This window comes from Kitasatospora sp. DSM 101779, assembly GCF_025655475.1.
Classification (GTDB): Bacteria; Actinomycetota; Actinomycetes; order Streptomycetales; family Streptomycetaceae; genus Kitasatospora.
The window spans coordinates 1,756,089-1,777,390 of sequence record NZ_JAHTIK010000001.1; the positions used below are offsets into that span (position 1 = coordinate 1,756,089).

The window sequence follows — 21,302 nt, forward strand, 5'->3', positions numbered from 1 at the left end:
CCTTGATCCACACGATCGGCGGTGCCGCCGCGGGCGGTGGGAGCAGAGCGCGCTGCAGGCATGCCGTGACACACCTGCAGCGCGACCTCCGCAGCGCGGTTTCAGGAAGGGAATGCCCCCTCCTACTCGCCGCCCTTCTGCACGAATCCGCGGACGAAATCCTCGGCATTCGACTCGAGGACCTCGTCGATTTCGTCCAGGACGGCGTCGACGTCGTCGCTGAGCTTTTCCTGGCGCTCCTTCAGGTCGTCGGAGGCCTGTGCCTCTGCGGACTGCTCCTCGACCTCCTCGGAGGAGCGGTTCGCCCGCTGCTGGCCGCCGCCGGTGTCCTTACCAGCCATTTCCCTCACCCCGCTCGCTCTGTGTGGTCAGACCCTATCCGCCGGGTACGGCATTCGCGCCCGGTTTACCTTCAACGCTCGGCGCTCACCGGAATGATTCCCCTTCGGCGGGGATTTCACCCCAGGTGATCGAAGAGTTACCCTCCGGACAGTACACGAACCAGATCTTCGGCCGTCCGGCAGCGGTCCAGGAGTTCCTTGACGTGGTTCCTGGTGCCGCGCAGCGGCTCCATGGTGGGCACCCGCTGCAGCGAGTCACGGCCGGGCAGGTCGAAGATGACCGAGTCCCAGGAGGCCGCGGCGACGTGCTCGGCGTACTGCTCCAGGCAGCGCCCGCGGAAGTACGCCCGGGTGTCCTCCGGAGGCTTGGAGACCGCGTGGGTGACCTCGTCCTCGGTGAGCAGTCGCTCGAACCGGCCGCGGGCCACCAGGCGGTTGTAGAGGCCCTTGTCGGCCCGTACGTCGCTGTACTGCAGGTCGACCAGGTGCAGCCGGGGGTTGTCCCAGTCCAGGCCGTCGCGCTGGCGGTAGCCCTCCAGCAGCTCGCGCTTGGCGATCCAGTCCAGTTGCTTGGACAGGCTCATCGGGTCGCGCTCCAGCCGGCCGAGCACGTCCTCCCAGCGGGCGAGCACGTCCATGGTCTGGTCGTCGGCGTCCTGGCCGTACCGGTCCTCGACGTACTTGCGGGCCAGCTCGCAGTACTCCATCTGCAGCTGGACGGCGGTGAGCTTCCGGCCGCTGCGCAGCTGGAGGAGGTGGGTCAGGCCCGGGTCGTGCGAGACCCGGTGCAGGGTGCGCACCGGCTGGTCGACGGCCAGGTCGACGGCGATGAAGCCGTCCTCGATCATCGCCAGCACCAGCGAGGTGGTGCCCAGCTTGAGGTAGGTGGAGATCTCCGAGAGGTTGGCGTCGCCGATGATCACGTGTAGCCGGCGGTACTTCTCGGCGTCGGCGTGCGGCTCGTCGCGGGTGTTGATGATCGGCCGCTTGAGGGTCGTCTCCAGGCCCACCTCGACCTCGAAGAAGTCGGCGCGCTGGCTGATCTGGAACCCGTTCGCGGACCCCTCCTGGCCGAGCCCGACCCGACCCGCGCCGGTGACCACCTGGCGGGAGACGAAGAACGGCGTGAGGTGGCGGACGATGTCGGCGAACGGCGTCGCCCGCTTCATCAGGTAGTTCTCGTGGGTGCCGTAGGAGGCGCCCTTGTTGTCAGTATTGTTCTTGTACAGGTGGATCTTCTGCCCGTTGGGCAGTTCCAGGGCGCGGGCCGCCGCCGCGGCCATGATCCGCTCGCCGGCCTTGTCCCAGAGCACCGCGTCACGGGGGTTGGTCACCTCGGGCGAGCTGTACTCGGGGTGCGCGTGATCCACGTAGAACCGGGCGCCGTTGGTGAGGATGACGTTGGCGAGGCCGATGTCCTCGTCCGTGAGCTGGCTGGCGTCCGCCACCTCGCGCGCGAGGTCGAAGCCGCGGGCGTCGCGCAGCGGGTTCTCCTCCTCGAAGTCCCAGCGGGCCCGCCGGGCCCGGTGCATCGCCGCGGCGTAGGCGTTGACGATCTGGGACGAGGTGAGCATGGCGTTGGCGTTCGGGTGGCCGGGCACGGAGATCCCGTACTCGGTCTCGATGCCCATCACGCGCCGTACGGTCATGCGGCCCTCCTTGCCCGTAGTGGTCCTGTGCAGACGCGCCGTCCGGCTGCGGGGCGGGTGGGCACCGCAGCCGGACGGAGGGTTCGCGGTCCTTACAGGTACTGTCCGGTGTTGGCGACAGTGTCGATGGACCGGCCGGACTCGGCGCCCTGCTTGCCGGTGACGAGGGTGCGGATGAACACGATCCGCTCGCCCTTCTTTCCGGAGATCCGGGCCCAGTCGTCCGGGTTGGTGGTGTTGGGCAGGTCCTCGTTCTCCTTGAACTCGTCCACGCAAGCGGCGAGCAGGTGGGAGACGCGCAGGCCGCGCTGGCCGTGGTCGAGGAAGTCCTTGATGGCCATCTTCTTGGCGCGGTCCACGATGTTCTGGATCATGGCGCCGGAGTTGAAGTCCTTGAAGTACAGGACTTCCTTGTCGCCGTTGGCGTAGGTGACCTCGAGGAAGCGGTTGTCCTCGGTCTCCGAGTACATCCGCTCGACCACGGACTGGATCATGGCGGCGACGGTGGCGGGCACCGAGCCGTCGTGCTCCTTGACGTCGTCCGGGTGGAAGGGCAGAGAGTCCTTGAGGTACTTGGAGAAGATGTCCTTCGCCGCCTCGGCGTCCGGCCGCTCGATCTTGATCTTGACGTCCAGGCGGCCGGGCCGCAGGATCGCCGGGTCGATCATGTCCTCGCGGTTGGAGGCGCCGATGACGATGACGTTCTCCAGGCCCTCCACACCGTCGATCTCCGCCAGCAGCTGCGGGACGATGGTGTTCTCCACGTCAGAGCTGACGCCGGAACCGCGGGTGCGGAACAGGGACTCCATCTCGTCGAAGAAGACGATGACGGGCGTGCCCTCGCTCGCCTTCTCCCGGGCCCGCTGGAAGACCAGGCGGATCTGCCGCTCGGTCTCGCCCACGTACTTGTTGAGCAGCTCGGGGCCCTTGATGTTGAGGAAGTAGCTCTTGCCCTGCGGCCGGCCGGTGACCTCGGCGACCTTCTTGGCCAGCGAGTTCGCGACCGCCTTGGCGATCAGCGTCTTGCCGCAGCCGGGCGGGCCGTAGAGCAGCACGCCCTTGGGCGGGCGCAGCTCGTACTCCTTGAAGAGGTCGGCGTGCAGGTAGGGCAGCTCGACCGCGTCGCGGATCTGCTCGATCTGGGTGCCCAGACCGCCGATCTGCCGGTAGTCGATGTCCGGGACCTCCTCGAGGACCAGCTCCTCGACCTCGGACTTCGGGACCACCTCGTAGACGTATCCGGAGCGGGGCTCCATCAGGAGGGCGTCGCCGGAGCGCAGGGTGAGCTCGCGCAGCGGCTCGGCGAGCCGGACGACGCGCTCCTCGTCGGTGTGGCCGATCACCAGGGCGCGCTCGCCGTCCTCCAGGACCTCCTTGAGGGTGACGATGTCGCCGATGCTCTCGAAGGCCATCGCGTCCACGACGTTCAGGGCCTCGTTGAGCATGACTTCCTGGCCGCGGCGCAGCTCCTCGGGGTCGATGCTCGGGCTCACGTTGACCCGCAGCTTGCGGCCGCCCGTGAAGATGTCGACGGTGCCGTCCTCGTTGGCCTCGAGGAAGGTGCCGAACCCGGCAGGCGGCTGGGCGAGGCGGTCGACCTCCTCCTTGAGGGCCACGATCTGGTCGCGGGCCTCGCGGAGGGTGGCGGCGAGCCGTTCGTTCTGGGCGGTGACACCGGCCAGGTTGGTCTGGAGCTCGACGATGCGCTCCTCGAGGATTCTCGAGTTGCGCGGCGAGTCGGCGAGCTTGCGACGCAGGACGGCGATCTCCTGCTCGAGGTACGAGACCTGCGCGGCCTCGTCGGAACCACGAGCGGGCCGGCCGGCGCTGCGGTTGTAGTCGTCATCGTGGGCTGCCACGGTCCTCACCTCCTCCTGGGGGAGCTGGACGACCCAAACCTACCTGCAGCCAGGGGTCTGTAAACCCCTAGATCAGAAAGATGGATCGGGCGTGTCCGATCTTCGCCCTTGCGTTGCGTCCCCTCTGGTAGTGGATGTGCCCACCGCTCAACGGTTCAAAGCAGGGCGGGGGTAAGGTCGGCTCTGGAGTGAGAGTGGAAATGCCGCGCAAAGCGGGGCGTTCCGTGACAGAAACGGCAGGGGACATGTCGGCGACCGGCGAAGAGCTCGAAGTCTGGATCGACCAGGATCTGTGCACGGGCGACGGCATCTGCGCGCAGTACGCGCCGGAGGTCTTCGAGCTGGACATCGACGGTCTCGCCTACGTGAAGGGCGAGGACGACGAGCTGCGCCAGCAGCCCGGCGAGACGGTGCCCGTCCCGCTGACCCTGCTTCAGGACGTCGTGGACTCCGCCAAGGACTGCCCCGGCGACTGCATCCACGTGCGCCGGGTGCGCGACCGGGTCGAGGTGTACGGCCCCGACGCCGAGTGAGCGCGCCGGGCTGAGCCCGGCTCAGCCCGGCCCCGCGACACGACCGGTACGCGCAGGACGGACGCCACGGTCCGTCAGCCCCCGCGGGCGCCGGTCAGACCTGTCCGGCGGGAACGGCACTCTGGGCCCGCACCCAGTTCTCGCCCTGCCGCGTCCAGCTGAGGTCCACCGCGCGGTCCGGGCAGCAGCGCGGCACGTCGTCCGAGGACCAGCCCTGGGCGTGGCCGCGGATCGCGCCGTCGCTCCGGATCGTGAGGGCGGTGACGGTGAGCCCGTCCTTCACCGGGTCCAGCAGCGTCCCGGCGACCTGCGGCCGGCCGTCCGGACCGTTGGTGAGCAGGTAGACGCCGTCCGGCGGGGTGCCGTTGCCGGCCGCGCAGTGGGCGGCCACCACGGTGCTCGGCACGCCGTCCACCGTCGCACTGGCCCGCAGTGCCACGGACACGCCGAAGGGGCCGCAGTCAAGGGGAAGTTCGGCCTTCCCCGGGTCGGGTGCGGCGGCCGCCGGCACCGGCTCCGCGGTGGGCCGCACGGGAGTGGGGCTGCCCTGCGCCGGGTCGGCCGCGAGCGCCCCGGCCACCACCGCGCCGCAGCCGGCGGCGACCAGTGCCCAGTGCTTCAGCCCGCTGCGCGCGTGCCCGGGTACCTTCGGTCCGCCGGTGGTCATGCCGCTCGTGGTCATGGTCTGCTCCGCCTCGGCCGCTGCTGGTGCTCGCTGTCAGGGCTCCCCCGGGCCCGGGTGCCCGCCGTCCCCGCGAGGGGTGTCCCCCACCTCGCCGCGCCCGCCGGGCAGACCTCTCCCCCGGTCGCTGCGCCCAGGGATCCGGGCGCGAAGAAGGGGGTGTCGTGAGCGAGCATCCTGCCACATGATCGGCCGCCGCGGGACACCGGGCCGAGGCCTCTTCGGCCGGGCCCGGCGCGGAACGCCGCGAGGGGCGGCACGCCGGAGGAACTCCTCCGTCGCGCCGCCCCTCGGCGGGTGGCCGGTCACGATGTCAGGGCAGGTCGACGCCCTCGGCGGCGGCCGACTCGCGGGCGGACCGGCGGGCCGCGGCCCGCTCGGCGAGCGAGGGCTCCGGGGTGCCGTTGTCGTAGTCCTCGCCGTAGGCGCCCTTGGCCGGCCGGCGACGGCGCAGCGGCGGCTCGACGCCGTCGGCGAGCCGCCGGGCGGTGAGCAGGAAGCCGGTGTGGCCGATCATCCGGTGGTCCGGGCGGACGGCCAGGCCCTCCAGGTGCCAGGTGCGGACCATGGTCTCCCAGGCCTGCGGCTCGGTGAAGGTGCCGTGCTCGCGCAGCGCCTCGACGGTCTTCGACATCTGGGTGGTGGTGGCCACGTAACAGCAGATGAGGCCGCCGGGGACGAGCGCCTTGGAGGCGACGTCCAGGCACTCCCAGGGGGCGAGCATGTCCAGGATGACGCGGTCGACGTCGGTCTCGACCAGGTTGTCCTGGAGGTCGCCGACGGTGAGCTTCCACGCCGGGTGCGGGCCGCCGAAGTAGCGCTCCACGTTGCCGCGGGCGATCTCGGCGAAGTCCTCGCGGCGCTCGTAGGAGGCGAGCATGCCGGTGTCGCCGACGGCGCGCAGCAGGTAGGTGGAGAGCGCGCCGGAGCCGACGCCGGCCTCGACGACGCGGGCGCCCGCGAAGATGTCGGCCATCGCCAGGATCTGACCCGCGTCCTTGGGGTAGATCACCGCCGCGCCGCGGGGCATGGACAGGACGTAGTCGGGGAGCAGGGGGCGCAGCGCGAGGTACGGGACGTTGCCCGTCGTGCGTACGACCGTGCCCTCGGGGGCGCCGATCAGCTCGTCGTGCGGGAACGCACCCTTGTGGGTGTGGAACTGGTTCCCGGCCTGGAGCGTGAACGTGTAGTGGCGGCCCTTGGGGTCGGTCAGCTGGACCTGGTCCCCGACCTGGAAGGGCCCGCGTCGGCGGGTGGCACCGGTCGGTTCGGACATGCCGACAATCCTAAGGGAACGCCGGACCTCCCCCGACCAGCCGGGGTCGCCCCCCAGGGATCGCGGTGACCGATCAGGGGGGCCGGGGAGGGCACCTCCCGTGTGCCTCGGCCTAGACGCGGCCGCCGACCTCGCGGGCGAGTCTGCGCTCGAGGTCGGCGAGGGCCAGCACGCCGTACGGGCTGCCGTCGGGGCGGACGATCAGGTACTCGGTGGCGGGGACCCGCCGCATGGCGGCCAGCAGCTGTTCGCCGGTGAGGTCGAGGTCGAGCCGCATGCCGGGTTCGAGGTCGCGGGCCAGGGCGCCGACCGCGACCCAGGGGCGGCGGTGCTCGGGCACCTTGCCGACGGCGGTCTCGGTGACCAGGGCGGTGGGCTCGCCGCGGCCGTCGACGACGACGATCGCGCCGGCCTGCGCCTCGCGGGCGCGCCGCAGCGCCTCGCCGAGCGGGGTGTCGGCGGTGACGTCGACGAAGCGGCGGGCGAGGTCCCGCAGGGCGAGCCGGGGCAGCGCCTCGCGGAGCCGGGCGTTGCGGACGGCGCCGCTCGCCCCGTTCCAGATGATCACGGCGAGGACGGCGGCGAGGACGCCGTCGATCAGGCTGTCGGTGGTGGACTGCTGGGGGTCGCGGGAGGCGCTGTACAGCGGGAGGCCGAAGAGGACCAGCAGCGCGAGGCCGCGGCCGACCCAGGCGGCGGCGACGGTGCCGGCCATCGGTCGGCCGGTGATGCCCCAGACGACGGCGCGCAGCATCCGGCCGCCGTCCAGCGGCAGGCCGGGCAGCAGGTTGAAGGCGGCGACGACGAGGTTGCTGACCATGAGGCCGGCGAGCAGGACGCCGGGCACCGTGTCGGTGTCGACGGCGGTGAGGGCGAGGTAGAAGCCGCCGCCGAGGACGAGCGAGAGCAGCGGGCCGACGAAGGCCAGCCAGAACTCGCGGGCCGGTGTCTCGGCCTCCTTCTCGATCTCCGAGACGCCGCCGAAGAACTGCAGCTGGATGCGCCGCACCGAGAGCCGGTAGCGGAGGGCGACCACGGTGTGCGCGAGTTCGTGCACCAGCACGGAGGCGTAGAAGGCGACGGCGAAGGAGAAGGAGACGAGGTAGCGGGTGGCACCGAGGTCGGGCAGCACCTCGCTGAGCCGGCCGCCGAAGACCCAGGTGATCAGGGCGGCGATGACGAACCAGGAGGGCGTGACGTACACCGGGACGCCGAAGGGGCGGCCCATCAGGATGCCGCCGCGCGGTTCCGGCCGCTCGGGCCGGCCCGCGGACGGCTGGTCGGAGGTCCGCTGCCCCCTGGTGTCGCTCACCGCGTCCCCTTCGCTCTCGTCGTCCCCGCCGGCGCGCCGTGCTGCCACGGCTGCCGCGGCCCGCACCGTCGCGCCCACGCTACGTGATCTCCGTCCGGATGCCGCGCGCGCCCCTCGCGCCGCGCCCGCGGCGCCGGTCCGGTGCTGCCCGCACCTCGGTGATACCCCGGATGCGGCCGCTCCAGCGCTGCCGTGTCAGCCGGGCGGCAGCGGGATGTGAGCGAAGGGCAATAGGGTCGGGGGCATGCACCAGACCGACACCGTGCCGCCGGCCCGGCCGGCCGCCGCGCCGACGGGCCTTTCGCCGTCGCGCGCCGGCGACTTCATGACCTGCCCGCTGCTGTACCGGCTGCGGGTGATCGACCGGCTGCCGGAGCCGCCGAGCGCGGCCGCCACCCGCGGCACGGTGGTGCACGCCGTGCTGGAGCGGCTCTTCGACCACCCGCCGGGCGAGCGGACGGCGGAGCTGGCGCGTTCGCTGCTGCGCCCGCAGTGGGAGCGGATGCTGGGCGAGCGGCCGGAGCTGGCGCAGTTGTTCCCGGGTGACGAGGACGGTTCGGCGCTGGCCGGCTGGCTGGGCGACGCGGAGAAGCTGGTGGACCGCTGGTTCGGGCTGGAGGACCCGACGCGGCTGCACCCGGTGGAGCGCGAGCTGTACGTGGAGACACCGCTGGAGCCGGGCGTGCTGCTGCGCGGCTACATCGACCGGGTGGACGTCGCGCCGACCGGCGAGGTGCGGCTGGTCGACTACAAGACCGGGCGGGCGCCCTCGCGGGACTTCGAGGGCAAGGCGATGTTCCAGATGAAGTTCTACGCCCTGGTGGTGTGGCGCTGGAAGGGCGTCGTCCCGCGGCGGCTGCAGCTGGTGTACCTGGGCGGCGGCGGGGACGTGGTCACGTACGACCCGGACGAGGCGGACCTGCTGTCGGTGGAGCGCAAGCTCCGGGCGCTGTGGGAGACGATCTCGCGGGCGGTGGCGACGGGCGACTTCCCGGCCACCCGCAACCGGCTGTGCGACTGGTGCGACCACAAGGCGCGGTGCCCCGAGTTCGGGGGCACTCCCCCGCCGTACCCGCTGCCGGTGCAGGTGCCGGTGCCGGTGCCGGTGCCGGTGCAGAGAACGACCGACGACGATCCCACGGGGGATCTCATGGTGAGCAAGGAGTCGTAGGTGACGATCCGAGTGCTGCTGGTCGACGACCAGCCGCTGCTGCGCACCGGCTTCCGGATGATCCTGGAGGCCGAGTCCGACCTGGTGGTGGTCGGGGAGGCCGGGGACGGCCAGCAGGCGCTGGAGCAGGTCCGGGCGCTGCAGCCGGACGTGGTCCTGATGGACATCCGGATGCCGCGGATGGACGGGGTGGAGGCGACCCGGCGGATCGCCGGTCCCGGGCGGGACGGCCCGGCCAAGGTGCTGGTACTGACCACGTTCGACCTGGACGAGTACGTGGTCGAGGCGCTGCGTGCGGGGGCCAGCGGCTTCCTGCTGAAGGACGTGCCGGCCGAGGAGCTGGTACAGGCGATCCGGGTGGTGGCGGACGGCGCGGCGATGCTGGCGCCGTCGGTGACCCGCCGGCTGCTGGACATGTACGCCACCAAGCTGCCCTCCGGTGAGGAGGCACCGCCGCAGGCGCTGGGCGCGCTGACCGAGCGGGAGGTGGAGGTGCTGCGGCTGGTCGCCCGCGGCCTGTCGAACGCGGAGATCGCCGGCGAGCTGTTCGTCAGCGAGACGACGGTGAAGACGCACGTCGGGCACGTGCTGACGAAGCTGCAGCTGCGCGACCGGGTGCAGGCCGCGGTGTACGCCTACGAGTCGGGTCTGGTGCGTCCCGGCTCGATGTGAGCCGACCGGGTACGGCGACGGCCCGCCTCCTCCGGTGCGGAGGGGGCGGGCCGTCGCCGTTCGGTCACTTGGTGCCGTTGCGGCCGATCTCCCAGAAGCGGAAGATGCCGGTGGTGTCGACGGTGCCGTCGACGCCGGTGATGTCGTTGCGCGAGGCGTAGAAGGACTTCGCCTGGAACAGCGGGATCACCGGGACGCCCTCGGCGACGATGTTCTGGATCTGGGCGTAGCCGCCGCCGGCGGAGCGGTCGGTCAGCTTGATGCTGGCGGGCACCAGCTTGCCGCTGATCCGCGGGTCGTCCCAGCCGTTGTGGAAGGCACCGCCGTCGACCACGATCGGGCTGACGAAGTTGTCCGGGTCGGCGTAGTCCGGGGTCCAGCCGACGGTGTAGGCCTGGTAGCTGCCGGCCTTCCAGCCCGCCTGGTACTTCTTCCAGTCGGGCTCCTGCTTGATGTCGACCTGGAAGACGCCGCCGTTCTCCAGGTCCTTCTTGATCTGCTCCATCTCGGCGGCGCCGGCCCGGGCGCGCGACCAGGTGAGGGTGATCTTGACCGGGGTGGAGACCTTCGCGTTGGAGAGGATCTTCTTCGCCTTGTCGACGCTCGGGTCGCCGTAGCGGTCCGCGAAGGAGGTGTTGTGCCCGGTGATGCCGGCCGGCACCAGCGAGTACAGCGGCTGGACGGTGTTGGCGTACACCGTGCGGGAGAGCGCCTTGCGGTCGATCAGCTGGGCGATCGCCTGGCGGACGGCCGGGTTGCCGGTGACGGCGTCCTTGGTGTTGAGGACCAGGTAGCGGGTCTCCGCGCTCTCGCCCTCGGCGACCTTGAGGTCGCCCTTGCCGGCCATCTGGTCGCTCTTGATCTTGGCGCCGGCGGCGGGCTGCAGGCTGTTGTCGGCGAGGTCGACCTCGCCGCTCTCCAGCGCGGACTTCAGCTCGTCCGGCGCGTTGAAGTAGCGCAGCGCGAACTTGCCGGTGGTCGGCTTGTTGTCGCCCTTGTACTCGCTGTTGGCGGAGAGGGCGATCTTGCCTGGGTTCTCGCCGCCCTCGATCGGGGCGATCGAGTCGATCTTGTACGGGCCGGAGCCGACCAGCTTGTCGTTGGCGAGCAGGGCGTCGGCCGGGAAGACCTGGTGGTCGACGATCGCGCCGGCCATCGAGGCGAGCTTCGCCGGGAGCACCGCGTCCGGGGCCTTGAGGTGGAAGACCACCTTGTCCTGGCCCTTGGCCTCCACGGACTTGAGGCTGGAGAGCAGCGAGGAGGGGCCGCTCGGGTCGTTGATCTTCAGCATGCGCTGGACCGAGAAGACGACGTCCTCGCTGGTCAGCGAGTGGCCGTTGGAGAACTTCAGCCCGCTGCGCAGGGTGCACGCGTAGGTGATCGCGTCACCGCCGGTGAAGCCGCAGGACTGCGCGGCGTCCGGCTGCGGCACGGTCGCGCCGGGCGGGAAGCTCAGCAGCGACTGGAAGGTGTTGTTCAGCACCAGCCAGGAACCGGCGTCGTAGGCACCGGCCGGGTCGAGCACGCTGGTCACGTTGGTGGTGCCCATGGTGATCGTGGACGGCGAGTCCTTGCCGGTGACGGCCTTGGTCGCGGAGGCGCAGCCGGCGGCCGAGGAGGCGACCACGACGGCGCAGCCGAGCACGGCCAGGCGGTGGGCTGAAGACATGCGGGATGGATTCCTTCTCCGTGCGGCCGGGCTTGTGGGGAGGCGCCGGTAGGGTGCCGTCACGGGCCGTGACCAGGGTGGCGGGCGCGGCTGCGACGGTCCGTGGGTCCCCTTATTCGGGGAATGACCGGAAGTAGCGTGCCATATCGACCACGTACCGCCTCGCACGCGTGCGCGAGGGCCGGGGGCCGGCCGGGACCGCCGGGCCCCGCAGTCCGGCGATCTGTAGGCCAATGTCCGATTTGACCGTCAGGCCCAGTACGGTCCGTCGCCACGGCGCCGCAGCCAGAGAGCGGCACCCCTCGGGAAAGAGATCGATCTCACACTCTGGCCGTGGTGAGCGCGTGCAGCAGCTCCAGGTCGACCTGCTCCAGCGAGCCGAGGACGGTGCGGCCGGGGCCGGGCTCGATGGCGGCGACGGAGGGCACCGCGATGACCGGGCAGCCGGCCGCTTCGGCAGCGAGCACCCCGGTCGGGGCGTCCTCGATGACCACGCAGCGGGCCGGGTCGGCACCGAGCCGGGCGGCGGCGGTGAGGTACGGGTCGGGGTGCGGCTTCGTCCGGGGCACCTCGTCGCCGGCCACCGAGAAGGCGAAGTGGTGGGCGCCGAGGCTGCGCAGCACGATGTCGATGACGTGCCGGTGCGAGGCGGACACCAGGGCGGCGGGGATGCCGTGTGCGGCCAGGGTGTTGAGCAGCCGTTCGGCGCCGGGCATCAGCGGCACGCCACCGGCCAGCAGGTCGACGAAGCGCTGGTTGATCAGCACGGTCAGCTCGGCCGAGCTGAGCGGCACGGCCGTGCGGGCGAGCAGGTAGTCGATGACCCGGGTCATCGGACCGCCGACGACGTGGGCGCGGTCGGCCTCGTCGAGGGCGTGCCCGAACTCGGCGAAGAGCGACGCCTCGGCCTGCCACCAGAAGTCCTCGGTGTCGACGAGCGTGCCGTCCATGTCGAGCAGCACGGCCTGCAGGCCGCCGCCGGTTCCGCCGAGGCTCTCGGTGAGGGTCGAGATGGTCGTCATGGCAAGGTCCCTTCGCCGGGTGGGGTCCCGTCCGCACGGGTGGCCGGACGGGGCCGGGGATGGCACAGGCCGGCCCGCTGGTGAGCGGACCGGCCCGTTCAGGATCATTCAGGATACGCCCGTCGACCGGAAATGTGCCGAACGGAACGCAGCGGACGGATTACCTGGCGTTGAAGTACTTCGCCTCGGGGTGGTGGATGACGATGGCGTCGGTGGACTGCTCGGGGTGCAGCTGGAACTCCTCGGAGAGCACCACGCCGATCCGCTCGGGCTTCAGCAGCTCGGCGATCTTGGCGCGGTCCTCCAGCTCCGGGCAGGCGCCGTAGCCCAGCGAGAAGCGGGCGCCGCGGTACTTCAGGGCGAACATGTCGCGGACGTCCTGCGGGTCCTCGTCGCCGAAGCCCAGCTCGAAGCGGACCCGGGCGTGCCAGAACTCGGCGAGCGCCTCGGCCAGCTGCACCGACAGGCCGTGCAGCTCCAGGTAGTCGCGGTACGCGTTGGCGGCGAACAGCTCGTTCGCGGCCTCGGAGACCCGGTTGCCCATGGTGACCACCTGCAGCGCCACCACGTCCCGCTCGCCGGAGTCCTCCGGGCGGAAGAAGTCGGCCAGGCAGAGCCGGCGGCCGCGGCGCTGGCGCGGGAAGGTGAACCGGGTCCGCTCGGAGCCGTCCTCGTTGTAGACGATCAGGTCGTCGCCCTTGGAGTTGGCCGGGAAGTAGCCGTAGATCACCGCGGGCTCCAGCCAGCCCTCGGTCTGCAGCCGGTCCAGCCACATCCGCAGCCGCGGCCGGCCCTCGGTCTCCACCAGCTCCTCGTACGAGGGGCCGTCTCCGGAGCGCGAGGCCTTCAGGCCCCACTGGCCCTTGAACAGCGCGTCCTCGTCCAGCCAGGAGGCGTAGTCGGCGAACGGGATGCCCTTGACGATCCGGTCGCCCCAGAACGGCGGGACCGGCACCCGGTTGTCGACGGCCACGTCGGAGCGGACCTGGCCGAGGTTGACCTCCTCGACCTCCTCCACCTCGACCCGCGCGTGCCGGCGCTGCCGCAGCTCGGGCAGGGCCGCACCGGGCACGCCGCGCTTGACCGCGACCAGCGCGTCCATCAGCTTGAGGCCCTCGAAGGCGTCCCGGGCGTAGCGGACCTCGCCCTGGTAGATCTCGTGCAGGTCCTGCTCGACGTAGGCCCGGGTGAGGGCGGCGCCGCCGAGGATCACCGGGAAGTCGGCGGCGAGTCCCCGCTGGTTCAGCTCCTCCAGGTTCTCCTTCATGATCACCGTGGACTTGACCAGCAGGCCGGACATGCCGATGACGTCCGCCCGGTGTTCCTGCGCCGCCTCCAGGATCGCCGAGACCGGCTGCTTGATGCCGAGGTTGACGACGTTGTAGCCGTTGTTGGACAGGATAATGTCGACCAGGTTCTTGCCGATGTCGTGGACGTCGCCCTTCACGGTGGCGAGCACGATGGTGCCCTTGCCCTCCGAGTCGGACTTCTCCATGTGCGGCTCCAGGTGCGCCACCGCGGACTTCATCACCTCGGCCGACTGCAGCACGAACGGCAGCTGCATCTGCCCGGAGCCGAACAGCTCGCCGACCACCTTCATGCCGGCCAGCAGCGTGTCGTTGATGATCTCCAGTGCCGGACGGGCCGTCAGGGCCTCGTCCAGGTCGGCCTCCAGGCCGTTCCGCTCGCCGTCGACGATCCGCCGCTGCAGGCGCTCCTCCAGCGGGAGCGCCGCCAGCTCCTCAGCCTTCGAGGCCCTCACCGAGGCCGAGGAGACGCCCTCGAACAGCTCCAGCAGGCGCTGCAGCGGGTCGTAGCCGTCCCTGCGGCGGTCGTACACCAGGTCGAGCGCGACCTCGCGCTGCTCCTCGGGGATCCGCGCGATCGGAAGGATCTTGGAGGCGTGCACGATCGCCGAGTCCAGGCCGGCCTCCACGCACTCGTGCAGGAAGACCGAGTTCAGCACCACGCGGGCCGCGGGCGAGAGGCCGAAGGAGATGTTCGACAGGCCGAGCGTGGTCTGCACCTGCGGGCGCCGCCGCTTCAGCTCGCGGATCGCCTCGACGGTCTCGATGCCGTCCCGGCGGGACTCCTCCTGGCCGGTGCCCAGGGTGAAGGTGAGGCAGTCGACCAGGATCGACGACTCGTCGATGCCGTAGTCGCCGGTGAGCTGCTCGATCAGCCGCTCGGCGATGGCCACCTTCTTGTCGGCGGTGCGGGCCTGGCCCTCCTCGTCGATGGTCAGCGCGATCAGGCCGGCGCCGTGCTCGCGGGCGAGCGAGGCGATCCGGCCGAAGCGGGTCTCAGGACCGTCGCCGTCCTCGTAGTTGACCGAGTTGAGCACCGCGCGGCCGCCGAGCGCCTCCAGACCGGCCCGCAGCACCTCCGGCTCGGTGGAGTCCAGCACCAGCGGCAGGGTGGAGGCGGTCGCCAGCCGGGTGGCGACCTCCCGCATGTCGGCGACGCCGTCCCGGCCGACGTAGTCGACGCACAGGTCGAGCAGGTGCGAGCCGTCCCGGATCTGGTCGCGGGCGATCTCCACGCAGGCCTGCCAGTCCTCGGCCAGCATCGCCTCGCGGAACTTCTTGGAACCGTTGGCGTTGGTGCGCTCGCCGATCGCCAGGTAGGAGAGGTCCTGCCGGAAGGGCACCGACTGGTAGAGCGAGGCGGCGGCCGCCTCCGGCTTCGGGTCGCGGGCCACCACCGGGCGGCCCTGGACGCGCTCCACCACGTGCCGCAGGTGCTCGGGCGTGGTGCCGCAGCAGCCGCCGACCAGCGACAGCCCGTACTCGCGGACGAAGGTCTCGTGGGCGTCCGCGAGCTCCTCCGGGCTCAGCGGGTAGTGCGCGCCGTCCTTGCCGAGGACGGGCAGGCCGGCGTTGGGCATGCAGGACAGGCCCACCTTGGCGTTCTTCGCCAGGTAGCGCAGGTGCTCGCTCATCTCGGCGGGGCCGGTGGCGCAGTTCATGCCGATGTAGTCGATGCCCAGCGGCTCCAGGGCGGTCAGCGCCGCGCCGATCTCCGAGCCGAGCAGCATGGTGCCGGTGGTCTCCACGGTCACCTGGGCCAGCACCGGCAGGTCCAGACCGGCCTCGGCGAGCGCCTGCTTCACGCCCAGCACGGAGGCCTTGGTCTGCAGCAGGTCCTGGCTGGTCTCGATCAGCAGGGCGTCCGCGCCGCCGGCGATCAGGCCTGCCGCGTTCAGCCGGAAGCCCTCGCGGATCACCGCGAAGGTGGTGTGGCCCAGCGTCGGCAGCTTGGTGCCGGGGCCGATCGAGCCGAGCACCCAGCGGGTCCGGCCGTCGCGGGCGGTGAACTCGTCGGCTGCCTCGCGGGCGATCCTCGCACCGGCCTCGGACAGCTCGACGATGCGGTCGGCGATCTCGTACTCGCCGAGCGCCGCGTGGTTGGCACCGAAGGTGTTGGTCTCCACGCAGTCCACGCCGACGGCGAAGTACGCGTCGTGGACGGAACGCACGATGTCCGGGCGGGTGACGTTGAGGATCTCGTTGCAGCCCTCCAACTGCTGGAAGTCCTCCAGGGTCGGGTCCTGCGCCTGCAGCATCGTGCCCATCGCGCCGTCGGCCACCACGACACGGGTGGCGAGGGCTTCGCGGAGGGCGTTCGCGCGCTCCTGGTGAGCGGCGGCTGCGGCGGACGAGGGGACGGCGGTGGCCATGGGGCGACTCCCTGGGTGCGACGGCTGTCGGCTATGCGTCCCCTCCGTGAACGGGGAGGCACGCCGTCAGGGTATCCGGACACCTGCCCGGCGACGGAACCCGTTCCGCATCCTGGGCGTCCTGTCCACCTGAACGGACGGGACGGGAGGGGCCGGGTGCCACGGAGGATCACCGCGCCGACGGCGTGGCTGCGGAGGCTGCGGCCCCGGCGGGGCAGGCGCCGGCGGCTCGTCGTCGCGCTCGCCGCCGCCCTCGGCCTGCTACTCCTTCCGGTGGGCGCCGCCGCGGCCGCCCTCCGACTGCAGTACGTGGGCGAACCGTCTCTCGAGGCCAGGACCAGGGGCCGTGACGCCCTCTGGCTGGGCCACGCCTGGGTCGACGGCCGGCGCACCGACGCCGACCTCACCTCCCTCTCCGCCCGCCTTGCCGGCACCGGCATCCGCGACCTGTACGTGCACACCGGGCCGCTCGCGCACGACGGCTCGCTCGACCCCGCGCTCGCGCCGCAGGCCCGCTGGTTCCTGGACGGCGTCCACCGCCGGCTGCCCGGCCTGCGGGTGCAGGCCTGGCTCGGCGACGTGGTCGCCCCGGAGAAGGACGGCCTGCACCTGGACCGGCCCGAGGTCCGGACCCGGATCACCGTCGCCACGGTGCAGACCCTGGCTCTCGGCTTCGAGGGCGTGCACTTCGACCTCGAACCCGTCCGCTCCGGGTCGGCCGGCTTCCTCGCCCTGCTCGACCAGGTCCGGCCGCTCACCGCGGCCTCCGCGGTGCCGCTCTCCGTCTCCGCCCCGCAGATCGACCCCGTCCCCGGCCTGCACCGCGCCGGGCTCGCGGTCGCCGACCACGGCAAGTGGTGGTCGAAGGAGTACTTCGCCGACGTCGCCCGCCGGGTCGACCAGATCGCGGTGATGAGCTACGACACCGGGATGCCGCTGGAGTCGCTGTACGGCGGCTACGTCGCCCGGCAGACCGAGCTGGCGCTGGCCGCGACCCCGGACTCCGTGGACCTGCTGATGGGCCTGCCCGCCTACTGGGCGGACGGCTTCGGCCACCACGGCTCCGCGGAGACCGTCGCGGCGGCCGTCCGCGGCGCCCGGCTCGGCCTGGGTCGCAGCGGCCGGCAGTCCTTCGGCCTGGCGCTGTACGTCGACTTCACCGCCACCCCCGCCGACTGGAACGCCTACCGCAACGGCTGGTGCCGCTGAGCGCCTGCCGGGCTAGGCTGCGGCCATGACCGAACCGGCACTGGACGCAACGGAACTGACGACGGATCACCTCGTCCTGCGGCGGCCGGTCCCCGCGGACGTGGCAGTGATCCTGGCCGTCCACCGGGACCCGCGGACCTGCCGGCACAACCCCTCGGACGCGCTGCGCACCCGGGCCGAGGCCGAGTGGCTGTACCGCCGCTGGGACGAGCGGTGGCAGCGCAGCGGCTACGGCTACTGGGTGGTGCGCGACCGCGGCGCGGAGCAGCCGCTCGGCTTCTGCGGGGTGAAGCCGACGGTGCTGGGCGGGATGCGCGGGCTCAACCTCTTCTACCGCTTCGACCCCTCCTGCTGGGGCCGGGGCGTGGCCAGTGAGGCGGCCTCCGCCGTCGTCGCCTGGGCCGGCCGGGAGCTGCCACGGCTGCCGCTGATCGCCCGGATACGCCCCGACAACCTGGCCTCGCAGCGGGTCGCCGTGAAGGCCGGGCTGACCCGTGCCGGGCACCTCGACGAGATCGGCGAGGACGGCCCGGACTGGATCTGGGCCCGCAACCTGCCGTAGCCGCCACAACTCCCCCGGCACCGGCGCACTGAGCCGCGGTGCACCAGGGCCGCGGGCACTGCGCAGTCCCGGGTGGCGAGCCGTACGGTTCAGGGCTCGCCCCGAGTTCGCGCAGTGCACCCGTCCCGAACCGCGCAGTTCTCCCCCGGCCCTCGGCCGGGAGGTGCCCCCACGCGCCCCCGGGGCGTCACAGCGGAGTGCGGTGCAGGGCGATCAGCAGCCGCCAGACCCGGCCGGCGAAGGTGGGCGGGTCGGCGGCGATCAGGCCGTGCAGCCAGTCGGCGAGCAGGCCGGTGAAGGCCGCGGCGACCGCGGAGGCCACCGTGTCCGCGTGCGGGGCACCGGCCCGTTCGCGTTCGGTGCGGCTGCGCTCGCGCAGCCGTCGGTGCATGAGGTCGCCGAGCGGGCCGCCGCCACCCGGGTCGAGCAGGCCGCGGTAGAGGGCGGCGCGCCCGGCGGCGTCCGCCAGGAAGGCGGTGAGTGCGGCGGGCGGCGCCGCCGGGTCGACCGGGCCGCGCCAGTCGTGCAGGGCGTCGACCGCCGCCTCGACCACCTCCCCGCAGGCGTCGACGGCCAGCGCTCGCAGGTCCTCGTAGTGCAGGTAGAAGGTGGCCCGGCCGAGGCCCGCGCGGCGGACCACGGCCGAGACGCTCACCTCCGAGAGCGGCCGCTCGCCGCATTCGGCGAGCAGGGCGCCGCGCAGGGCGGCCCTGGTGCGCTCGGCGCGGGGGTCGTTCATCCGGTGGCCAGCACGGCGGCGAGGGCGACCGCGCCGGGCAGTGCCTGGGCGACCAGGATCCGCCGGTTCGCGGTGGCCCCGCCGTACAGGCCGGCTACCACGACGCAGCTCAGGAAGAAGACCTGGGCGTCGTGGCCGACGGGGTCGGCGGCGATCAGGCCCCAGAGCAGGCCGGCCGCCAGAAATCCGTTGTAGAGGCCCTGGTTGGCGGCGAGCGGCGCGGTCGCCCTGGCCATGCCTGCGTCGAAGCCGGAGAGGCTCCGGCCCGGGGAGCGCTCCCAGAGGAACATCTCCAGCACCAGGATGTACGCGTGCAGTGCGGCCACCAGGCCGACCAGGACGTTCGCCGCCGTATGCATGGATCACTCCGATTTCATGGACACCTGTCCAGCAATCATAGACGAGTGTCCGGGAACTCCAGCCACACCGCGGTGTCGGACGGCAGCCCGCCGTCCGTGAGGGGTCCGCTGGAGAGCACCGGGCGGGCGCCCCCGGGCAGCGGCACCGGCTGCTCGCCGAGGTTCACCAGGCATCCGAAGCCGTCGGCCCGCCGGAATGCCAGCACCTCCGGGGCGGAGGGCAGCCAGTCGAAGCCCCCGGTGATCCGCTCGCGGCGGATCCGCAACGCGGCGCGGTAGAGCTCCAGCATCGAGTCCGGGTCACCGGTCTGCGCCGCCACGGTGAGCGCACCCCAGCCGGCCGGCTGCGGCAGCCACGGCTCGGCGCCGTCGGGCGCGAAGCCGTACGGCGGCAGGGTGCCGGACCACGGGATCGGGACGCGGCAGCCGTCGCGGCCGGGGTCGGTGCCGCCGGAGCGGAAGTGCATCGGGTCCTGCAGGCTGCCGAGCGGCAGGTCCTCGACCTCGGGCAGGCCGAGCTCCTCGCCCTGGTAGAGGTAGAGCGAGCCGGGCAGCGCCAGCGAGAGCAGCGCGGCGGCACGCGCCCGGCGCAGGCCGAGGTCCAGGTCGGTCGGGGTGCCGAAGCGCTTGGTGGCGAACTGGAAGCGGGTGTCCTCGCGACCGTACCGGGTCACCGTCCGGGTGACGTCGTGGTTGGCGAGCACCCAGGTGGCCGGGGCGCCGACCGGGGCGTGCGCGGCCAGCGTGCCGTCGATCGAGGCGCGCAGCTCGGCGGCCGACCACGGGCGGGCCAGGAAGTCGAAGTTGAAGGCGGTGTGCAGCTCGTCCGGCCGCAGGTAGCGGGCGAACCGCTCGGTGTCCGGCACCCAGATCTCGCCGATCAGCACCCGCGGCTCCTCGTAGGAGTCCGCGATCGCCCGCCAGGAGCGGTAGATCTCGTGCAGGTCGTCGCGGTCGACGAACGGGTGCGTGTCGACGCCGGGTTCGAAGTCGGGCAGGCCCGGCTCCTTGGTCAGCAGGCCGGCCGAGTCGATCCGCACGCCGGCCGCGCCCCGGTCGAACCAGAAGCGCAGGATCTCCTCGTGCTCCCGGCGGACCAGCGGGTGCGCCCAGTTGAGGTCGGGCTGCTCGGAGGCGAACAGGTGGAGGTACCACTGCCCGTCCTCGATCCGCGTCCACGGGCAGCCGCCGAACTCCGACTTCCAGTCGTTGGGCGGCAGTTCGCCCTTCTCGCCGCGCCCCTCGGTGAAGTGGAAGAGCTCCCGCTCGGGGCTGCCGATGCCGGCCTCGAGCGCGGCACGGAACCACGGGTGCTGGTCGGACACGTGGTTGGGCACGATGTCGACGACGGTGCGGATGCCGAGGTCACGGGCCTCCGCGATGAGCTTCTCGGCCTCCTCCAGCGAGCCGAAGACCGGGTCGATGGCGCGGTAGTCGGCCACGTCGTAGCCGCCGTCCTTCAACGGGGACGGGTACCAGGGGTTGAACCAGACGGCGTCGAAGCCGAGTTCGGCGAGGTACGGGAGCCGGGCGCGGATTCCCGCCAGGTCACCGGTGCCGTCGCCGTTGCCGTCGGCGAAGCTGCGGGGGTAGACCTGGTAGATCGCCGCGTCTCGCCACCAGTCCCGGCGGTCGGGCTGCTGCACCACGGTGGGTAGTCCTTTCGAGAAATGACGGGCCGTCAGCCCTTGAGCCCGCCCGAGGTCAGGCCGGCCATGATGTTGCGCTGGAAGATCAGGAAGAACACGACGGTCGGCACCGAGGCGATGGCCAGGGCGGCGATCACGACGTTCTGCGGCACGCCGACGGACAGCGAATTGATGCCGATGTTGAGCGGCTGGTTCTTCGGGTCCGGCTGGACCAGCAGCGGCCACAGGAAGTCCTTCCAGACGTTCACCACCGCGAAGATGGAGACCACGCCGAGGATCGGCCGGGACATCGGCAGCACGATCGACCACAGCGCCCGCAGCGGCGAGGCGCCGTCGATGGCGGCGGCGGCCATCAGCTCCTCCGGCACCGAGTCGAAGAAGCGCTTCAGCAGGAAGATGTTGAAGGCGTTCGCCACGGTGGGCAGCCAGATCGCCCACGGGGTGTTGATCAGGTTGAGGTGCAGCAGCGGCAGGTCCAGGACGGTGAGGTACTGCGGCACGATCAGCACGGTGGACGGGATCATCAGCGTCGCCAGCATCATGCCGAGGATCAGGCTGCCGAGGACGGGCCGCAGCTTGGAGAGCGCGTAGGCCGCGGCCACGTCGAAGACCAGCTGGAAGGCGAGCGCCCCGAACGCGTAGTACAGCGTGTTGAACAGCAGCCGGCCCATGTTGAGCTTGGACCACGCCTCGGTGTACGTGTCGGTGTGGATCTGCTGCGGGAAGAAGGTCGGCGGGTTCTGGATGACCTCCTGGGTGGACTTCAGTCCGCCGGTCACCAGCCAGTACAGCGGGCCGAGGAAGACCAGGGTGAAGGCCGTCACCACCAGGACGAGCACGGTCCAGTAGACCGCCCTGCCCAGCGGGCGGTTCAGCTGCGTCTCGGAGATCAGGGTACGGGTCGAGGTGTCTGCCATGG

18 protein-coding genes are annotated in these 21,302 nt (G+C 71.8%); 5 read left to right on the forward strand and 13 right to left on the reverse strand.

The window, feature by feature from the left end; genetic code table 11:
- Nucleotides 1-122: 122 nt before the first annotated feature.
- The 3 genes from KSNIM_RS08195 to arc form a co-directional block, all read right to left on the reverse strand.
- A complete protein-coding gene (locus KSNIM_RS08195; RefSeq protein WP_030274209.1) occupies nt 123-341 on the reverse strand; it encodes a ubiquitin-like protein Pup in 219 nt (72 codons plus the stop codon).
- Nucleotides 342-478: 137 nt separating this feature from the next.
- Nucleotides 479-1,990 carry a depupylase/deamidase Dop gene (dop, locus tag KSNIM_RS08200; protein ID WP_263102558.1) on the reverse strand — a complete coding sequence of 504 codons (1,512 nt, stop codon included), beginning with the start codon at nt 1,988-1,990 and terminating at the stop codon, nt 479-481.
- 92 nt (nt 1,991-2,082) lie between these two features.
- Nucleotides 2,083-3,849: a proteasome ATPase gene (arc, locus tag KSNIM_RS08205; RefSeq protein WP_263102559.1), complete on the reverse strand. Its 1,767-nt coding sequence runs from the start codon at nt 3,847-3,849 to the stop codon at nt 2,083-2,085.
- A gap of 245 nt (nt 3,850-4,094) precedes the next feature.
- Between arc and KSNIM_RS08210 the strand changes: the two genes are divergently transcribed.
- Nucleotides 4,095-4,382: a ferredoxin gene (locus tag KSNIM_RS08210; RefSeq protein ID WP_263107868.1), complete on the forward strand. Its 288-nt coding sequence runs from the start codon at nt 4,095-4,097 to the stop codon at nt 4,380-4,382.
- 94 nt (nt 4,383-4,476) lie between these two features.
- On the opposite strand, the gene KSNIM_RS08215 is transcribed toward KSNIM_RS08210, so the two are convergent.
- The 3 genes from KSNIM_RS08215 to KSNIM_RS08225 form a co-directional block, all read right to left on the reverse strand.
- Nucleotides 4,477-5,064, reverse strand: a complete 588-nt coding sequence (locus tag KSNIM_RS08215; RefSeq protein WP_263102560.1) for a hypothetical protein — start codon at nt 5,062-5,064, stop codon at nt 4,477-4,479.
- A 313-nt stretch (nt 5,065-5,377) separates the two neighbouring features.
- On the reverse strand, nt 5,378-6,340 hold the full coding sequence (locus KSNIM_RS08220) for a tRNA (adenine-N1)-methyltransferase (protein WP_263102561.1): 963 nt from the start codon (nt 6,338-6,340) through the stop codon (nt 5,378-5,380).
- Nucleotides 6,341-6,452: 112 nt separating this feature from the next.
- The gene (locus KSNIM_RS08225) at nt 6,453-7,652 is read right to left on the reverse strand and encodes a site-2 protease family protein (protein WP_263102562.1); all 1,200 of its coding nucleotides are present in this window, start codon (nt 7,650-7,652) and stop codon (nt 6,453-6,455) included.
- A gap of 244 nt (nt 7,653-7,896) precedes the next feature.
- On the opposite strand from KSNIM_RS08225, the gene KSNIM_RS08230 reads away from it, so the two are divergent.
- The gene (locus KSNIM_RS08230; RefSeq protein WP_263102563.1) at nt 7,897-8,823 is read left to right on the forward strand and encodes a RecB family exonuclease; all 927 of its coding nucleotides are present in this window, start codon (nt 7,897-7,899) and stop codon (nt 8,821-8,823) included.
- Nucleotides 8,824-9,495 (forward strand): response regulator, encoded by a 672-nt coding sequence (locus tag KSNIM_RS08235; protein ID WP_263102564.1) that lies wholly within the window; start codon nt 8,824-8,826, stop codon nt 9,493-9,495.
- A gap of 64 nt (nt 9,496-9,559) precedes the next feature.
- Here the strand turns inward: KSNIM_RS08235 and KSNIM_RS08240 are convergent, their stop codons facing one another.
- From KSNIM_RS08240 to metH, 3 genes are all read right to left on the reverse strand, one after another.
- Nucleotides 9,560-11,164, reverse strand: a complete 1,605-nt coding sequence (locus KSNIM_RS08240; protein WP_263102565.1) for an ABC transporter substrate-binding protein — start codon at nt 11,162-11,164, stop codon at nt 9,560-9,562.
- A gap of 320 nt (nt 11,165-11,484) precedes the next feature.
- The gene (locus KSNIM_RS08245; RefSeq protein ID WP_263102566.1) at nt 11,485-12,186 is read right to left on the reverse strand and encodes an HAD family hydrolase; all 702 of its coding nucleotides are present in this window, start codon (nt 12,184-12,186) and stop codon (nt 11,485-11,487) included.
- A gap of 160 nt (nt 12,187-12,346) precedes the next feature.
- Complete coding sequence (gene metH / locus KSNIM_RS08250) at nt 12,347-15,865, reverse strand: methionine synthase (protein ID WP_263102567.1); 3,519 nt, start codon at nt 15,863-15,865, stop codon at nt 12,347-12,349.
- A 156-nt stretch (nt 15,866-16,021) separates the two neighbouring features.
- Between metH and KSNIM_RS08255 the strand changes: the two genes are divergently transcribed.
- Together KSNIM_RS08255 and KSNIM_RS08260 are read left to right on the forward strand one after the other, a co-directional pair.
- Nucleotides 16,022-17,074, forward strand: coding sequence for a hypothetical protein (locus tag KSNIM_RS08255; RefSeq protein ID WP_263102568.1), 1,053 nt, complete (start codon nt 16,022-16,024; stop codon nt 17,072-17,074).
- 25 nt (nt 17,075-17,099) lie between these two features.
- Nucleotides 17,100-17,636, forward strand: a complete 537-nt coding sequence (locus KSNIM_RS08260) for a GNAT family N-acetyltransferase (protein WP_263102569.1) — start codon at nt 17,100-17,102, stop codon at nt 17,634-17,636.
- Nucleotides 17,637-17,823: 187 nt separating this feature from the next.
- On the opposite strand, the gene KSNIM_RS08265 is transcribed toward KSNIM_RS08260, so the two are convergent.
- From KSNIM_RS08265 to KSNIM_RS08280, 4 genes are read right to left on the reverse strand one after another with little or no spacing between them, the layout of a single operon-like run.
- Nucleotides 17,824-18,375 (reverse strand): TetR/AcrR family transcriptional regulator, encoded by a 552-nt coding sequence (locus KSNIM_RS08265; protein ID WP_263102570.1) that lies wholly within the window; start codon nt 18,373-18,375, stop codon nt 17,824-17,826.
- A complete protein-coding gene (locus tag KSNIM_RS08270; RefSeq protein WP_263102571.1) occupies nt 18,372-18,734 on the reverse strand; it encodes a DUF1304 domain-containing protein in 363 nt (120 codons plus the stop codon). Before KSNIM_RS08270 ends, KSNIM_RS08265 begins: the two co-directional genes overlap by 4 nt.
- Before the next feature lie 35 nt (nt 18,735-18,769).
- Complete coding sequence (locus tag KSNIM_RS08275; RefSeq protein ID WP_263102572.1) at nt 18,770-20,383, reverse strand: glycoside hydrolase family 13 protein; 1,614 nt, start codon at nt 20,381-20,383, stop codon at nt 18,770-18,772.
- Nucleotides 20,384-20,415: 32 nt separating this feature from the next.
- Nucleotides 20,416-21,300: a carbohydrate ABC transporter permease gene (locus tag KSNIM_RS08280; RefSeq protein ID WP_263102573.1), complete on the reverse strand. Its 885-nt coding sequence runs from the start codon at nt 21,298-21,300 to the stop codon at nt 20,416-20,418.
- Between the last annotated feature and the right edge of the window lie 2 nt (nt 21,301-21,302).

Coding starts and splice junctions, on each gene's coding strand:
- KSNIM_RS08215 (WP_263102560.1), bottom strand. CDS start 5,064: ATGACCACGAGCGGCATGACCACCGGCGGACCGAAGGTACCCGGGCAC.
- KSNIM_RS08245 (WP_263102566.1), bottom strand. CDS start 12,186: ATGACGACCATCTCGACCCTCACCGAGAGCCTCGGCGGAACCGGCGGC.
- KSNIM_RS08265 (WP_263102570.1), bottom strand. CDS start 18,375: ATGAACGACCCCCGCGCCGAGCGCACCAGGGCCGCCCTGCGCGGCGCC.
- KSNIM_RS08210 (WP_263107868.1), top strand. CDS start 4,095: ATGTCGGCGACCGGCGAAGAGCTCGAAGTCTGGATCGACCAGGATCTG.
- KSNIM_RS08230 (WP_263102563.1), top strand. CDS start 7,897: ATGCACCAGACCGACACCGTGCCGCCGGCCCGGCCGGCCGCCGCGCCG.
- KSNIM_RS08280 (WP_263102573.1), bottom strand. CDS start 21,300: ATGGCAGACACCTCGACCCGTACCCTGATCTCCGAGACGCAGCTGAAC.
- metH (WP_263102567.1), bottom strand. CDS start 15,865: ATGGCCACCGCCGTCCCCTCGTCCGCCGCAGCCGCCGCTCACCAGGAG.
- KSNIM_RS08240 (WP_263102565.1), bottom strand. CDS start 11,164: ATGTCTTCAGCCCACCGCCTGGCCGTGCTCGGCTGCGCCGTCGTGGTC.
- KSNIM_RS08270 (WP_263102571.1), bottom strand. CDS start 18,734: ATGCATACGGCGGCGAACGTCCTGGTCGGCCTGGTGGCCGCACTGCAC.
- KSNIM_RS08260 (WP_263102569.1), top strand. CDS start 17,100: ATGACCGAACCGGCACTGGACGCAACGGAACTGACGACGGATCACCTC.
- dop (WP_263102558.1), bottom strand. CDS start 1,990: ATGACCGTACGGCGCGTGATGGGCATCGAGACCGAGTACGGGATCTCC.
- KSNIM_RS08220 (WP_263102561.1), bottom strand. CDS start 6,340: ATGTCCGAACCGACCGGTGCCACCCGCCGACGCGGGCCCTTCCAGGTC.
- KSNIM_RS08195 (WP_030274209.1), bottom strand. CDS start 341: ATGGCTGGTAAGGACACCGGCGGCGGCCAGCAGCGGGCGAACCGCTCC.